Genomic DNA, 14664 nt, shown 5'->3' on the forward strand with positions numbered 1-14664 from the left:
CTTGAGCCGAAAGCCTTCCGCAGCCTGGCGACCCGTTGCCGCGATGGAGAGCCTCCGGCAACGGGCGCGGTTGCTCCGGCAGGTCCGCGCCTTCTTCGACCGGCGCGGGGTCCTGGAAGTGAATACGCCGCTGCTGTCACGCTGGGGCATCCCCGACCCGGCCATTCCCTCGATCCCGGCCGAGGCCGGCGATGGCAGACGCTGGCTGCATACCTCCCCGGAATTCCCCATGAAGCGCCTGCTCGCCAGTGGCAGCGGTGATATCTATCAGATCTGTCCTGTATTTCGCGATGGGGAGCAGGGCCGCTGGCACAATCCCGAGTTCACCTTGCTTGAGTGGTACCGTCTGGGCATGGAAGAGCAGGCTTTGGCCATGGAAGTCTGTGAGCTGGTTGCCGAACTGGCCAGGGAAGCCGAGGGGCCACTGGCAAATCTGGAGTCAGAGCCGGCGGTAATCAGCTATCGTGAGGCCTATCGGCGTCATGCCGGAGTCGATCCCTTCGAAGACGAGACCGGGGCGATTGCCGAGGCAGCCATACGCGTGACCGGCACCGGCGGCCCCTTGGATTGGGGGCGGAACGACTGGCTGGATTTGCTGGGCAGCCTGAAGGTATACCCCGCCCTGGGCCATGGCCGTCCTGCCGTGGTGACGGAGTTTCCAGCTGACCAGGCCGCCTTGGCCAGGGTGCATCCGGGTTCACCACCGACGGCGGCCCGATTTGAAGTGGTGCTGGGCGGGGTCGAGATTGCCAACGGCTTTCATGAGTTGAGTGATCCGGAGGAGCAATTGAGGCGTTTCCGGGTCGAGACGGAAGAGCGCCAGGGCCAGGGGTTGCCGCCGGTGCCCTGGGACCCGCAGTTGATTTCTGCCCTGGAGGCCGGGCTCCCCGACTGTGCCGGCGTCGCTCTCGGTCTGGATCGGCTGATTGCCCTGGTACTGGGCTGTGACGGCATCGGGCCGGTGACAGCCTTCCCCTGGGACCGTGCCTAGAGGTAGCAAATGAGTGAATCAATCAAGCCATTGGGCGTTGATAGCGAACGGTGGAAACCATTGCTGGATACCCCGGCATATAAGGTGTTATTCGGTGAAGCGACCGAGCGCCCGGGCAGCAGCGAGCTGAATCATGAGACTCGCCCTGGTACCTTCATCTGTGCCGCCTGTTACTTGCCATTATTTGATGCCGGCATGAAGTATGACAGCGGCTCGGGCTGGCCGAGCTTTTTTGAGTCTCTGCCGGGGCGGATTGGCACTCGCGAGGATTTCAAGCTCACCATGCCGCGTACTGAATATCATTGCATTCGCTGCGGCGGCCATCAGGGGCATGTCTTCCCCGACGGCCCACCCCCTACCGGCCTGCGCTATTGCAACAATGGCCTGGCGCTGGTGTTTATCCCGGAGGGTGAGAGAATGCCTGATTTGCGCCAGCCTGATCAATGATCACCCCTGATCAAAAGAGCCGCTGTGCCAGGTGGTCTCGCCAATGAATCTATCCGAGTCTTATCGAAGGAGAATGTCCATGTTCAGATTGCTGTCGATCCTTCTGCTGACCCTCGCTCTCGGGGCCTGTCAAACCGATGAGCGGGGCGCTGATGGTGATGCTGTGGCGCATGGCGGGTCCTGGCAGTCGATCAGCCAAGAGGGGCAGGGAGAGATACGGGTGCTCTACGTCCCTGCCCGGGGTTGGGCCTGGCGGGGTGAAGACGAGGAGGGGCAGCTTTCCGGTGTCACCGTTACCTTGATGCGTGATTTTGTCCGCTGGGTGGGTGAAACCCATGATGTGAGGCTCGGTATTGAATTTGAGGAAGAGCAGGACTGGAGCCGCTTCTATCGTCGGGTGGTGAATAGCGAAGAAGGTGTCTTTGGTATTGGTAATGTCACCATCACCGAGGAACGACGAGAGGAGCTGGCCTTTTCACCCCCCTACGTCTATAACGTGGCGGTTCTGATTACCGTGGATGAAGTCTCTGAACTGTCGGAGATGGCTAACAGTGATCAAGTCTTCTCCGACCTACGGGGCCTGGGCTTCGCGGGGACGCTTCATGAGGAAAGACTGGAACGCCTGAAAGAGCGGTCCATGCCGGACCTGGCCATCGATCTGGCCGAATCCAATGACGAGATTCTGGAGCGAGTGGCTGAAGGTGGCCATTTTGCCTGGATTGATGCCTACAACTTTGTTCGGGCCAGAGAGGAAGGCATGCCTCTGCGCCGCCACCCGGTCGGTGATGACCCTGGTGAGGCCTTTGGCGTCATCATGCCCCATGGCAGCGACTGGGAGGCATTGATGGAAGAATACTTTCAGAACGCACATGGTGGTTTGCTGCAATCGGATTTCTGGCAGCAAACGCTGGAAGACTACCTGGGCTCCGAAGTTTCCGCTCTGTTGATGGCGGCGGCGGAAGAAAGCAAGACCCAATGATTGGCAGAGTCGATCTGGAATCACATTTTGATATTCGTTTCCATGCCAGCATGGAAACACCGCTACTGCTGATGTTGAGGCCGCGGGCCTGCGAGCATCAGTGGATCAGTCAGGATGAGTTCCATCTGTCCCCGATAGTCACTATCCGGGAGTATCAGGATGTCCATGGCAATCGTTGTCAACGGATCATGGTGCCCGCGGGGCATTGCAGAATTCACGGTATGGCCAGGGTGGCAGTGCCACTGCACCCGGCCATTGATCAGACACTGTCCTTCACCCCGGTAGAGCAGGTGCCGGATGCCGTGATTCCCTATCTTCTGCCCAGCCGTTACTGCGAATCGGACCGACTGGATGAATTGGCCTGGCGAATCGTTGGCGATGCACCGTCAGGCTACGCGCAGGTAAAGAGGATCGTGGACTGGATTTCTGAACAAATTGCCTATCGGCCTGGTGAAGGGCATGAGCTGATCAGCGCTACGGAAGTATACAGTCGTGGATACGGGGTATGCAGAGACCTGGCCCATCTCGGTGTCGGGCTCTGTCGTGCCCTGAGCATTCCCGCCCGTTTTGTCAGTGGCTACCTCCATGAACTGGAGCCCATGGACCTGCATGCCTGGTTCGAGGTCTGGTTGGGAGAGCACTGGCATGCCTTTGATCCCACCCAGGAAGGCAAGGGTGGTGACCGTCTGGTGCTGGGTGTCGGGCGTGATGGTGCCGATGTGCCCATATTTCACCAGTTCGGTCCTCCCCTGAAGGTGGAATCAATGACATTCTCGGTCTCCCGGGTGCCCTAATCGGGCAGAGCAGACTGAACGAGTTATATTCCCAGCTAGAAACGTGCGCTTAGGCGAAGGTAGATATCCTGATCCACTCGGCGTCTGGGGCTGTCATCCGGCACTTTCAATTCTCGCCGCCAACGATAGCGGCCTTCGAAGGACAGGGCCGGGGTAAAGCGGTACTGATAGCGAATTTCCGCCAGGGCATCATTATTTCGGTAATCAACGGAATGGAGCCAGCTGCCTTCGGCCTCGCCATAGACCAGTCCCAGAAGATGGCCCGGCGCCAGATCAAACAGGTTCGCCGAGGCCTGCCAGGCGCGGCCGCCCAGGGTCCCCTCGTCGCCCGCGTCCAGCAGCCCGGTAGGCACGCGGGCATCGGTGAAGCCCAGTTCTCCCGCCACCACCAATCGCGTGCCGGACGGGGCCACGGGCCAGGAGGTGGCCAGGCTGCCAGTCAGGCTGCGGTAATCCTCTCGCCGTGGCGACTGGGGGCCGTCAGGGGCCAGGCTGTCCGGCATCCAGGTGATGGTGACTCGCCTAAGGATCAAGGGGCCGGGTCCGGCAGTGGATTCGAACGCACTGCTCAGGGCCAGGCGACTGCCTGAGTCCTGGTGGTCGAGGGGGAATCGATAGACGCCGCCAGCCCCGCGCTGGTGGTTGTAGAATAAGCGGCTTCGGCCCTGCCAACGGCCGGGTAGGGGGTGGCTCAACTCGATGCCGTCGGTCCAGCTTACGCCTACATTGGAGCTGTCCTTGCGGTCCAGTCCCTTCCCGGGCACGACAGGAATGCCGGCCTGGGCCTGGAAACGGCCGATCAACACGCCCCATTCCCCGTGTTCAGGCTGCCACTGCCATTGCAGGGTATCGATGGTGGTATCGCCAGTGGCAATGCCGCTACGGGTGGGGGCCCAGGCCCGGAAATAGGCATCGCCAGTATTGTCGTCACTGCTGTAGCGGCCGGCTGCCCGAATCCGAAAACGCCAGTCGCCGGCCAGGTCTCGGTCCGCGGACAGGCGGATTCGGGCCCGCCAATCATCCGCACGCTGGCGTTCACCTTGCCGGTCGAGGCGTTCACTGGCGTACAAGCCGCTGCGGATGTCACCGCCGAATTCCCAGGCCGTAACTTGAAGCGGCAGGGCAGTCATCAGCATTATGCTTAGCAGTTGCCCGCGTCCCGGAAGAGAAATCACGGATGACAGCTCCCCTGTGTTCATGAGTCTTGTGCTTGTGGGTCTTGATCTTGCGCAAAGGTAGCACGACTGGACCTGGGGTGGCCTGATAGAATGGAGGCTTTGACAGCGACAGGGGAATTGGCAATGCAGTTGCGGTTATGTTCCTGGCTTGAGGTGGAGCGTTATCTGGAGGCATCCACCGGCATCATCATTCCCATCGGATCCACCGAGCAGCATGGGCCCAATGGCCTGGTGGGAACTGACGCCTTGTGTCCGGAAGTGATTGCCCGTGCCGCAGGTGAACGGGAGGAAATAATGGTCGCGCCGACCCTGTCCATTGGCATGGCCCAGCATCACCTCTGCTTTCCGGGTTCGGTGACCCTGCGCCCTCGGACCCTGATGGCTGTGGTTTACGATGTGGTTCAGTCCCTGGCCCGTCATGGTTTCCGTCACCTGTACTTTCTCAATGGTCACGGCGGCAATATCAATACCGTGCAGGCGGCTTTCGCCGAGTATTACGCTGACTACAGTCTGCACGAGACACCCGGCTGTGAAACCAGCACTCATCTCCATCTGGGGAATTGGTTCGCCGGTAATCGGGTTCGGGCCCTTTCCGCCGAGCTCTTCGGTGATGCCGAAGGTTCCCATGCTACCTGCTCGGAAGTCTCTCTGACCCAATATGCCTATCCCGAGGCCATTAAGCAGGTGGAAATGAGCCCGCGGCGGGCGCCATCGGGTGGATTCAGGGATGCGGTGGATTTTCGTCGCAACTACCCGGATGGCCGGGTGGGTTCCGACCCCTCCCTGGCATCGCCGGAGGCCGGTGAGAAGCTGTTCGAGGCAGGGATCGCCGATCTTTTGGATGATTATCGGCAACTGTTGGCCCGGTGAGCCAATCCCAGGCCTATGATGTCATCATCATCGGGGCCGGTGCCGCCGGACTGATGTGTGCACTCACCGCCGGCCAGCGCGGCCGGCGGGTGCTTGTGCTGGATCATGCCAACAAGGTTGGCAAAAAGATCCTCATGTCCGGTGGCGGTCGCTGTAATTTCACCAATATGTTTTCCACCCCGGATAACTTCCTGTCCGATAACCCCCACTTCTGCAAGTCTGCGCTCAGCCGTTACACGCCCTGGGACTTTATCGCGCTGGTGGAATCACATGGCATTCCCTACCATGAGAAAAAGCTCGGCCAGTTGTTCTGCGACCGCAAGTCTCGGGACATCGTCAATTTGCTGCTTCACGAGTGTCAGTCGGCGGTCGTAGAGATCATGACCCGTATCTCGGTCCTGGAAGTGATCAAGGACGAAGGGTTCCGGCTCCAGACTTCCGCGGGCCTGTATTCATGCGAGAGCCTGGTGATTGCCACAGGTGGGCTGTCCATTCCCAAAATGGGCGCAAGTGGCTTTGGCTACGACCTGGCCAGGCAGTTCGGTCTGACTGTTCTGGAAACCCGCGCCGGCCTGGTTCCCTTTACCCTGGATGAACGCAAGCTGCGGGACCTGTCCGATCTGTCCGGCGTCTCGACCGAGGTCGAAGCCTGTGCAGGTGGGGGAAGTGGGCCACATGCCTGTTTCCGCGAAAATCTGCTGTTCACCCATCGTGGCCTGAGTGGTCCCGCGATATTGCAGGTCTCATCTTATTGGCGTCCCGGAGAGGCGGTGGAGCTGGATCTGTTTCCCGCCCAGGCATTGGCTGACACTCTCAAGCAAGCTCGTCGCGAGACACCGAGACTGCGTCTCAAATCTCTGCTCTCCAACTGGCTGAGTCGCCGCCTGGCGGAGCGTTGGTGTGAGCTTTATCTGGGCAATCCGCGCTTGGCAGATATGTCAGACAAGGATGTTGAGGATGTGATCGCTTATTGTCAGCCCTGGCAATTGCGGCCTTCGGGGACGGAAGGTTATCGCACCGCCGAGGTGACCCTGGGTGGGGTGGATACTCGGCAACTGTCTTCCCAAACCATGGAATGTCGCAGCGTGTCGGGGCTTTATTTCATTGGTGAGGTGGTCGATGTGACGGGGCACCTGGGCGGTCATAATTTTCAGTGGGCCTGGGCGTCGGGGCGTGCGGCGGGAGAGGTTGTTTGAATGAATTAATCAGAGGTCCCTTAGCTGGATGCGACTGAACTGTCGTTGGTGAGCATCAACTCTCTTTGGGTGATCTGGTGGCGAGCCGGTTCAACCACACGCCGGATTTGCCAGCCGGATTCCGGTTGACGGGTCGCAGCCAGGGCAAGATCCATCAACTTGCGCTTTTCCAGTTTATGACCTTTCGTATCCCGCAGCAGAAGAACCTGGGGCAGCAGCCGGGCACTGCGGCCCGCGGAGATAACCAGGGCAATGCTGCCATTGACCAGTTCCACCACACTGCCTACCGGGAAGATGCCCACGCAACGGATGAATTCGTCCATCAGGTCCTGGCCGAAGGTGTCTTTGCCATGACGTTGCATGGTACGTAGCACCTGATCAGCGGCCAGTCCGCGGTGATAGGGCCGGTCGCTGGTCATGGCGTCATAGACATCGGCAATGGCCGCGGCGAGAACCGGGCGACTGAGTTCGTCCTGTGGAAATGCTTCGGGATAGCCGGCACCGTTAACTCGGCGATGATGGCCACGAATGATGGCAAGGGCAACGTCTGGAATCTGGCCCGAGCCGCGCATCATGCGATAACCGATTTCGGGATGCTGACGCATGATCTTCCATTCCTCGGGAGTCAGCCTGTCCGGTTTGTTGAGCACTGCCTCCGGAATCTCCGCCTTGCCGATGTCATGCAATAGCGCGCCCATGCCAATGGCTTTCAAATCTTCATCGCCATAGCCCAGGTGATGACAGAAGGCCAGAGTGAGTACACAGACATTCAGGCAATGAAGCGAGGTGTACTCATCCCGGTTCTTCATCTGAGTTAGCCAGACCACTACATCCGGGTAATCGGTGATGGCATCAACCAGCGTGCCAACGAACTCCTTGGCTTCTTCGCTATCCACGCTGTGACCCATGCGAATATCGGTGAACAGTTGCTTGAGATAATCGTGGGTCCGGATCCGGTTTTCCCGTTGTTGCTCCAGGGTCGCGATAATTCGCTGGGGGTTAAGGCGCGTGTCCTTCAGGCGGCTGGTAGGCTGGGCAGCTTCTTTGGGCTGGGCCGGGGAGGGTTTGTGGGAAACAGGGCCCTGAACATCGATCCGGGACAACTCCGGATCCACGTCGACAAAGCGACAGATCTCGCGGATGGTATCCAGGTCTTCCTGCCGTTCCAGCAAAAAGCCCTGAAACAGAAAGGGGCTCTCCAGCCAGGGACGATCCAGCCGGCTGATGTACATCCCCAGTGCGAGTTCCCCGACTTCCTTCCTGATCATGCTCAAGGGCGGCTCCCTGCCCGAAATTGGGCGCTTCAGTCCAGCACCGTGATCAAGGCCTCGAGGCCCTGACGGTCCTGTTCATCAAAGCGTGCCCTATGTGGAGAATCGATGTCCAGTACCCCAAGCAGCCGGCCATCGCGGACCAGTGGAATGACGATCTCCGACTGGCTGGCGCTGTCGCAGGCAATATGCCCCGGGAAGGCGTCCACGTCGTCCACGACGAGGCTTTCCCGCCGCTCCGCGGCCGTGCCACAGACGCCTTCACCCAGACGGATCCGGACGCAGGCCGGCTTACCCTGAAAGGGGCCGACCACCAGCTCGCCGTCATCCATCAGGTAGAAGCCGGCCCAGTTCACGTCCGGCAGGCTGTGGTAGATCAGGGCGGACAGATTGGCGCAATTGGCGATCAACTGTTTTTCTCCGGCGACCAGGCCCATTGCCGCCAGGCGGAGATCGTCGTAGAAACTCTCGCGCTGGGAGTAATCGAGTTGCGGCAGACTGAACATGCGATCTAGTCTCCTTGGACCAGGGCCTGCCCCATTCGCAGGGCGGCGGTGGGATAAAGGCGGCGATCAAAGGCCGGCGCCCCTTCCGGCAGCATCAGAATCACGGTGCTCCCCATGTTGAAACGGCCCAGCTCCGCGCCCTGGGCCAATGCCCGCTGACTGGCAGGCGGCAATGGCAGCTCCCGCGCCTGCAGCCGGGTGGGAGGGGTGATCTCCCCTGTCCAGACGGTTTCAATGGACCCCACCAACAGGGCACCCACCATCACCACCGCCATGGGGCCATACTTTGTATCGAATTCCGCGACCACGCGTTCGTTACGGGCGAACAGTCCGGGAATCACTCGGGTGGTGGCCGGGTTGACCGAGAACAGCCGCCCCGGGAGGTGGCGCAGGGCGGTCAACTGGCCGCTCATTGGCATGTGGATACGGTGATAGTTATGGGGCGCCAGGTAGATGGTGCAGAAGCGTCCATTCTCGAAATCCGTCTGTCGCCCCGAGCGTCCCAGCAGCTCCTCGAAGCGATACCAGCGCCGCTTGGCCTGGAACAGCCGTCCGGCGCTGATCTGTCCCAGCTGACTGATGCGTCCATCCACGGGGGAGAGCACCGGGGCGTTTGCCAGTGGTCTGGCATCGGGCTTGAGCGCACGGCTAAAGAAGTCATTGAAACTGTCGTAGTCGCCCGGGTTCTCCCGTTCGGCCTCGGACAGCTCCACCGGGAAGCGATTCAGAAAACCGTCGATCAGACGTTTCCGCAGCCAGGGGCGGCGGGAACGAGTGACGGCATGGACCAGCCGCGACAGGGCATGCTGGGGCAGCAGATGCTGTGGCAGGGCACGGCAATAATCACCCAGAGTGGGAGGGGGCGCCTGCCGCATCAATGATGCCCCCGATGTTCGTGATGGTCATGATGGTCATCGTCATCATCCCGGCCCGTGCGTCGCTTGACCGGAACGGCCAGCTCAAGCAGCTGACCATTGTCGAATTCGAGCACCAGATGAGCCCAGTCTCCGACGGATAGCTCTTCACGCGGCTCATGCAACATCAGGTGTTTGCCACCGGGTTTCAACTCGACCCGGCCTTCCGCGGGCACTGCAATTTCATCGACCGCACGCATTTTCGCCTGACCATCTTCATGGATGGTTTCATGGATCTCGGCGCGGCGAAATTCCTCACTTCGAACGTTCACCAGGGTGATGGTCTCGTCGCCCTGGTTGACCAGGTCGAGGTAGGCGGCGGTTACCGAGGATCCCGGTGGTGCTTCGCGCACCCAGGGCGATTCGGCAGTCACCGGGGGGGCGGCCTGCACAGCCAGGGAAAGGGTAAGCAGGCCGAGCGCCAGAAACAGAGTTCTCATATCGTCGGATATCCTTTGGAAGTCAGTACTTACTGATGTTGGGCGTGCTGCTGACCCAGGTCCTGTCCCAGATAGCGGACGATGGCTTCAAAGTCCCGGCTTATCTGATCGGGCTGATGCGGGGCGGTGAAAAAGGCCTGGATATTACCGTCCGGCCCCACCAGGGTCAGAGAGGATCCATGATCTACTTCGTAATCCTCGCCGGGATCAACATCCGGGATGGAGACCGGCACACCCATTGAGCGCGCCAGCTCCACAACCTCTGCCTCACCGCCGGTGACGCCCAGAAAGTTGCGGTTGAAATAGGGCACGTATTCGGCAAGGCGCTCGGGCGTGTCCCGGGCGGGGTCCACGGAGACAAATAGCACGGAGGGCGGCATCACTCGCCCGTTCTCCTGGACCATGCGGTGGACCTGATTCATCTGCACCATGGTCTCGGGGCAAATGTCGGGACAATGGGTGAAACCGAAGAAAACCAGGGTCCATTGGCCCTTGAGTCGTTCCGGCGACCAGTAGGTCCCGTGATGGTCGAGCAGTTGCAGCTCCGGGATCAGGCGAGGCTGCTCCAGCAGCACGGCCTCGGTGTCCGGTTGCTGACCGGGTCTGTCGGAAGTCAACCAGGCTACCGTGGCACCGGCGGCCGCGAAGCAAAGGATGACTAGTGGGATGAGGATCTGCCTGATACTGTTCATGGTTGCAATTATCCCATAACTGGCCCGGGAACTGCAGGTCCCGGTGGTATGATGAGCGGCCAGTTTCGCTGCCAGGAGGCCTTGACGCGTGTCGCGCTTTTCCTCAGAACCGGACGGACTTGAGACCGTCGCCGATTTTGTCCGCTGGGCGGCCAGCGAGTTCAATCGGGCCGGCCTGTATTTTGGTCACGGCACCGACAATGCCCTCGATGAATCCATCTGGCTGGTTCTTCACGCCCTGGCGGTCACCCCGCCGCTGCCGGATGCCCTCTACTCGGCACGGCTGACGCCCACGGAGCGGGCGGAAGTGGTGGAATTGATCGGTGAGCGTCTCAGCAGCCGGAAGCCGGCCGCCTACCTTACCGGACAGGCACGCTTCGCCGGGCTGGATTTTCATGTCACCGAGGATGTGCTGGTTCCCCGCTCGCCGCTGGCTGAGCTGATCGAGCAGGGCTTTGGCCCCTTCGCTCCGCCCACGGGGTTCAATCGGGTGCTCGATCTGTGTACCGGCAGTGGCTGCATTGCCATTGCCTGCGCCATGCATCTGGGTGTCGATGAGGTTCATGCCACCGAACTCTCGGCCGAGGCCCTTGCCGTGGCTCGCCGAAACGTCGCTCGTTATGGTTTGCAGTCCGTGGTCCAGCTCCACCAGGGCGATCTTTTCGCCGATGCGCCGAGGCAGGGCTACGATCTGATCATCAGTAATCCGCCCTACGTGCCCGACACGGAAATGGCCGAACTGCCGGTCGAGTATCAGCGCGAGCCGGTGCTGGGGCTGCGGGCCGAGGAGGAGGGCACTGCCATTGCCGCTCGTATCATCGCCTCGGCGGCCGATTATCTTTCGCCGGAGGGCATTCTGGTCATCGAGGTGGGCAATGCGGCCGAAGCGCTCGCCAATCGCTTCAACGAGCTGCCCATGGAATGGCCCCTGTTCGAGCGGGGTGGCCAGGGGATATGCGTGATTCATGCGGCCGATCTGGGCGCCATTGCCGCCGACGGCCCGGGGAGGGATTGACCATGCCGGGTAATGGATTCGGTGAGCGCTTCCGTGTCAGCAGCTTCGGCGAGAGTCATGGCCCCGCCCTGGGCTGCATAGTCGAAGGCTGTCCACCGGGGCTGGCCGTGGACGAGGCCCTGATCCAGGCCGATGTGGAGCGCCGTCGGACGGGGCGCTCGCGCCACACCAGTCAGCGTCGTGAGCCTGATCAGGTACGCATTCTCTCGGGGGTTTTCGAGGGCAAGACGACTGGCACCCCGATCGGATTGCTGGTGGAGAACCAGGACCAGAAACCCAAGGACTATCGCAACATCGCCGATCGCTTCCGCCCCGGGCATGCCGATTACAGTTATATGCACAAATACGGCCGGCGGGACTATCGAGGTGGTGGCCGCTCCTCGGCACGGGAGACGGTCATGCGTGTGGCGGCCGGCGCCATCGCCCGTCAGTATCTGCGCCAGCATTTGGGCGTGGAGGTCCGGGGCTACCTTGCCCAGCTCGGGGAAATCCCCCTGGGCTTTGCCGACTGGAGCGCCGTGGATGACAACCCCTTTTTCTGCGCCGACCCGGAGCGGGTAGAGGAGTTGGAGGCGTACATGCACCGTCTGCGCAAGTCCGGTGATTCCGTGGGCGCGCGCATCAATCTGGTGGCCACCGGCATGCCGGTGGGCCTGGGTGAGCCGGTGTTCGATCGCCTGGATGCGGATGTGGCCAAGGCCATGATGGGGATCAATGCCGTCAAGGGTGTCGAGGTAGGCGATGGTTTCGCCTGCGTCCATCAAAAGGGTACCGAGCACCGGGATGAAATGACCCCGGAGGGCTTTCTCAGCAATCATGCCGGCGGCGTGCTGGGCGGTATCAGTACCGGCCAGGACCTGCGGGTGAGCATCGCCCTCAAGCCCACCTCCAGTTTGCGTCTGCCCGGTCGCAGCGTGGATGTGGCGGGGCAGGCGGTGGAAGTGGTGACCACTGGCCGGCACGATCCCTGTGTGGGGCTGAGGGCAGTGCCCATCGCCGAGGCCATGCTCCTGCTGGTGATCATGGACCACTGGCTGCGGCACCGGGCCCAGAACGCGGATGTGGACGCCCCGGGGCCTCGGATTCCGGCACGCCCGGGGGAATGATCGCCGCCCGACTGTCCAGCTTCTATCTGCTTTATTTCGCCGTGCTCGGCGGATTGGTGCCTTATTGGGGGCCTTATCTGCGCTCGCTGGAGTTCAGCCCCGCGCAGATTGGCGAGCTGATGGCCATCCTCCTGGGCACCAAGATCATTGCTCCCTATCTCTGGGGGTGGATCGCGGATCAGAGCGGGCGGCGGGTTGCCATCATCCGTCTGGCGGCTTTCATGGCCGCCGCCTGTTTCGCGGGCATCCTCGCTGGTGACAGTTACCTCTGGATTGCGGCCGTCATGCTGGCTTTCAGTTTCTTCTGGAATGCCGCCTTGCCCCAGTTCGAGGCCCTGACCCTCAACCATCTGGGCACCCGGGTGGAGCGATACGGGCGTATCCGCCTATGGGGCTCGGTGGGGTTCATTGCGTCGGTGGTGGTACTGGGCCCGCTTTTGGATCAGTTTGGCGAGGCCCTGCTGCCCTGGGTCATCTGGGCGCTTTTGGTCCTGCTGTGGTTTTCAACCCTGGCCGTCTCCGAGCGTCCGGACCGCCGCGCCCAGCCCAGCGCGGGCGGGATCGCCGCGATAATGCGCCGGCCCGAAGTCATTTCCCTGTTCCTGGCCTGTTTCCTGGCCAAGGCCAGTCATGGGCCCTACTACGGCTTTTTCACCATTTATCTGCAGGATGCCGGCTACCAGGGGCTGGTCATTGGCGCGCTCTGGGCCCTGGGGGTCGTTGCCGAGATTGGCGTTTTTCTGATCATGCCGCGTCTGCTGGCAAACGCCGGACCCCGCACCCTGATGGTCGTGGCTCTCGGCCTGACTGCCCTGCGCTGGCTGCTGATCGCGCTATTTATTGATAAAATGCCGGTATTGATCGCGGCCCAGCTCTTGCATATGGCCAGCTTCGGCCTTTATCACGCCGTCGCCGTCCATTTCATTCACCGCTTCTTCCGGGGGCCATTTCAAGGCCGGGGCCAGGCCTTATACAGCAGCCTGAGTTTTGGTGCCGGGGGTGCCGTGGGCAGCCTTGGTGCCGGCTATCTATGGGCCGGAACCGATGGGGTTCTGGTTTTTCTGCTGGCCGGCTTGCTGGCGGGCCTGGGGCTGGTGGTCGCCTGGCTCGGCTTGCCCACCGGGCGAGAGCCGGGTGGTGGGCCGCAACATTCATCGAACCTTCAGACAACGGGAGTCAGATCCTAATGAGCAAGCAAGTGGACATTGCAGTCGTGGGCGCCACCGGAGCGGTTGGAGAGACCATGCTTTCCATCCTGGAACAGCGCCAGTTTCCGGCGGGGAAGGTCTACCCCCTCGCCAGCAGCCGTTCCGCGGGCAAGAAGCTTCGTTATGCCGGCAAGGAGATCACGGTCGAGGATCTCGCCGAGTTTGATTTCTCCAAGGTCCAGGTCGCCCTGTTTTCCGCCGGTGGTGATATCTCCGCCCAGTTCGCCCCCAAGGCGGCGGCAGCCGGTTGCGTGGTGATCGACAACACTTCCAAGTTTCGCCTGGAAGACGACATCCCCCTGGTGGTTCCGGAGGTGAACCCGGAAAAGATTGCCGAGTATCGCAATCGTGGCATCATCGCCAACCCCAACTGCTCCACCATTCAGATGCTGGTGGCGCTCAAACCCCTTCATGACGCGGCGACCATCAAGCGGATCAATGTGGCCACTTACCAGGCCGTGTCCGGTGGCGGCAAATCCGCCATGGAAGAGTTGGCCGATCAGACCGCCAAGCTGCTCAATGGCAAGCCGATTGAGAACAAGATTTCGCCCAAGCAGATCGCCTTCAATGCCATTCCGCATATCGACACCTTCCAGGACAATGGCTACACCCGTGAAGAAATGAAGATGGTCTGGGAGACCCAGAAGATCCTCGATCCCGCCATCCAGGTGAATCCCACCGCCGTGCGGATTCCGGTGTTTTTCGGTCACAGTGAGGCCGTTCATATCGAAACCCGGGAAAAATTGAGCGCGGAAGAGGCCACTCGCCTGCTGGAGAAGGCGCCGGGCGTGGAAGTTCTGGATCGCCGTGAGCCCGCCGGCTACCCCACCGCGGTGACCGAGGCCGCCAATCAGGATCCCGTCTATGTGGGCAGAATCCGCGAAGATATTTCCCACGAGAGCGGCCTGAATCTGTGGGTGGTGGCGGATAATGTCCGCAAGGGTGCGGCACTCAACAGTGTTCAGATCGCCGAGCTTTTGGTAAAAGACTATTTGTGAGCTATATTTAGCCCATTATCATGAGAAAACTGGTGAGGACTTTGCTCCATGCCCATGAG

16 protein-coding genes are annotated in these 14664 nt (G+C 61.0%); 10 read left to right on the top strand and 6 right to left on the bottom strand.

Annotation, left to right across the window (positions count from 1 at the left end; genetic code table 11):
* Position 1: 1 nt before the first annotated feature.
* The 4 genes from epmA (at position 2) to VCB98_RS01660 (ending at position 3211) form a co-directional block, all read left to right on the top strand.
* Positions 2-991 (top strand): EF-P lysine aminoacylase EpmA, encoded by a 990-nt coding sequence (gene epmA / locus VCB98_RS01645; RefSeq protein ID WP_346049810.1) that lies wholly within the window; start codon positions 2-4, stop codon positions 989-991.
* Between the two features lie 9 nt (positions 992-1000).
* Positions 1001-1438, top strand: a complete 438-nt coding sequence (msrB, locus tag VCB98_RS01650) for a peptide-methionine (R)-S-oxide reductase MsrB (protein ID WP_346049812.1) — start codon at positions 1001-1003, stop codon at positions 1436-1438.
* A gap of 79 nt (positions 1439-1517) precedes the next feature.
* Positions 1518-2417: a substrate-binding periplasmic protein gene (locus tag VCB98_RS01655; RefSeq protein WP_346049814.1), complete on the top strand. Its 900-nt coding sequence runs from the start codon at positions 1518-1520 to the stop codon at positions 2415-2417.
* Entirely contained in the window at positions 2414-3211 is a 798-nt protein-coding gene (locus VCB98_RS01660; protein WP_346049816.1) for a transglutaminase domain-containing protein, read from the top strand. Before VCB98_RS01655 ends, VCB98_RS01660 begins: the two co-directional genes overlap by 4 nt.
* A gap of 35 nt (positions 3212-3246) precedes the next feature.
* On the opposite strand, the gene VCB98_RS01665 is transcribed toward VCB98_RS01660, so the two are convergent.
* Positions 3247-4341, bottom strand: coding sequence for a hypothetical protein (locus VCB98_RS01665; protein WP_346049818.1), 1095 nt, complete (start codon positions 4339-4341; stop codon positions 3247-3249).
* Positions 4342-4512: 171 nt separating this feature from the next.
* Between VCB98_RS01665 and VCB98_RS01670 the strand changes: the two genes are divergently transcribed.
* Positions 4513-5259 carry a creatininase family protein gene (locus VCB98_RS01670; RefSeq protein WP_346049820.1) on the top strand — a complete coding sequence of 249 codons (747 nt, stop codon included), beginning with the start codon at positions 4513-4515 and terminating at the stop codon, positions 5257-5259.
* Positions 5256-6455, top strand: coding sequence for a BaiN/RdsA family NAD(P)/FAD-dependent oxidoreductase (locus tag VCB98_RS01675; RefSeq protein WP_346049822.1), 1200 nt, complete (start codon positions 5256-5258; stop codon positions 6453-6455). Before VCB98_RS01670 ends, VCB98_RS01675 begins: the two co-directional genes overlap by 4 nt.
* Positions 6456-6475: 20 nt before the next feature.
* On the opposite strand, the gene VCB98_RS01680 is transcribed toward VCB98_RS01675, so the two are convergent.
* Genes VCB98_RS01680 through VCB98_RS01700 form a run of 5 tightly spaced genes read right to left on the bottom strand, consistent with a single transcriptional unit; the run spans position 6476 to position 10278 of the window.
* Positions 6476-7723: a cyclic di-GMP phosphodiesterase gene (locus VCB98_RS01680; RefSeq protein ID WP_346049992.1), complete on the bottom strand. Its 1248-nt coding sequence runs from the start codon at positions 7721-7723 to the stop codon at positions 6476-6478.
* Between the two features lie 35 nt (positions 7724-7758).
* Positions 7759-8232 carry a free L-methionine (R)-S-oxide reductase MsrC gene (gene msrC, locus VCB98_RS01685; protein WP_346049824.1) on the bottom strand — a complete coding sequence of 158 codons (474 nt, stop codon included), beginning with the start codon at positions 8230-8232 and terminating at the stop codon, positions 7759-7761.
* A 5-nt stretch (positions 8233-8237) separates the two neighbouring features.
* Positions 8238-9107, bottom strand: coding sequence for an archaetidylserine decarboxylase (gene asd / locus VCB98_RS01690; protein WP_346049826.1), 870 nt, complete (start codon positions 9105-9107; stop codon positions 8238-8240).
* Positions 9107-9586, bottom strand: coding sequence for a copper chaperone PCu(A)C (locus VCB98_RS01695; protein ID WP_346049828.1), 480 nt, complete (start codon positions 9584-9586; stop codon positions 9107-9109). The genes asd and VCB98_RS01695 overlap by 1 nt, the downstream gene beginning before the upstream one ends.
* A 29-nt stretch (positions 9587-9615) precedes the next feature.
* Positions 9616-10278 carry an SCO family protein gene (locus tag VCB98_RS01700; protein ID WP_346049830.1) on the bottom strand — a complete coding sequence of 221 codons (663 nt, stop codon included), beginning with the start codon at positions 10276-10278 and terminating at the stop codon, positions 9616-9618.
* 88 nt (positions 10279-10366) lie between these two features.
* On the opposite strand from VCB98_RS01700, the gene prmB reads away from it, so the two are divergent.
* Genes prmB through VCB98_RS01720 form a run of 4 tightly spaced genes read left to right on the top strand, consistent with a single transcriptional unit; the run spans position 10367 to position 14605 of the window.
* Positions 10367-11293, top strand: coding sequence for a 50S ribosomal protein L3 N(5)-glutamine methyltransferase (gene prmB / locus VCB98_RS01705; RefSeq protein ID WP_346049832.1), 927 nt, complete (start codon positions 10367-10369; stop codon positions 11291-11293).
* A 2-nt stretch (positions 11294-11295) separates the two neighbouring features.
* Complete coding sequence (aroC, locus tag VCB98_RS01710) at positions 11296-12399, top strand: chorismate synthase (protein ID WP_346049834.1); 1104 nt, start codon at positions 11296-11298, stop codon at positions 12397-12399.
* A complete protein-coding gene (locus tag VCB98_RS01715) occupies positions 12396-13586 on the top strand; it encodes an MFS transporter (RefSeq protein ID WP_346049836.1) in 1191 nt (396 codons plus the stop codon). Before aroC ends, VCB98_RS01715 begins: the two co-directional genes overlap by 4 nt.
* The gene (locus tag VCB98_RS01720; RefSeq protein WP_346049839.1) at positions 13586-14605 is read left to right on the top strand and encodes an aspartate-semialdehyde dehydrogenase; all 1020 of its coding nucleotides are present in this window, start codon (positions 13586-13588) and stop codon (positions 14603-14605) included. Before VCB98_RS01715 ends, VCB98_RS01720 begins: the two co-directional genes overlap by 1 nt.
* The last annotated feature ends 59 nt before the right edge of the window (positions 14606-14664 follow it).

Source organism: Natronospira elongata (assembly GCF_034931365.1).
GTDB lineage: Bacteria > Pseudomonadota > Gammaproteobacteria > Natronospirales > Natronospiraceae > Natronospira > Natronospira elongata.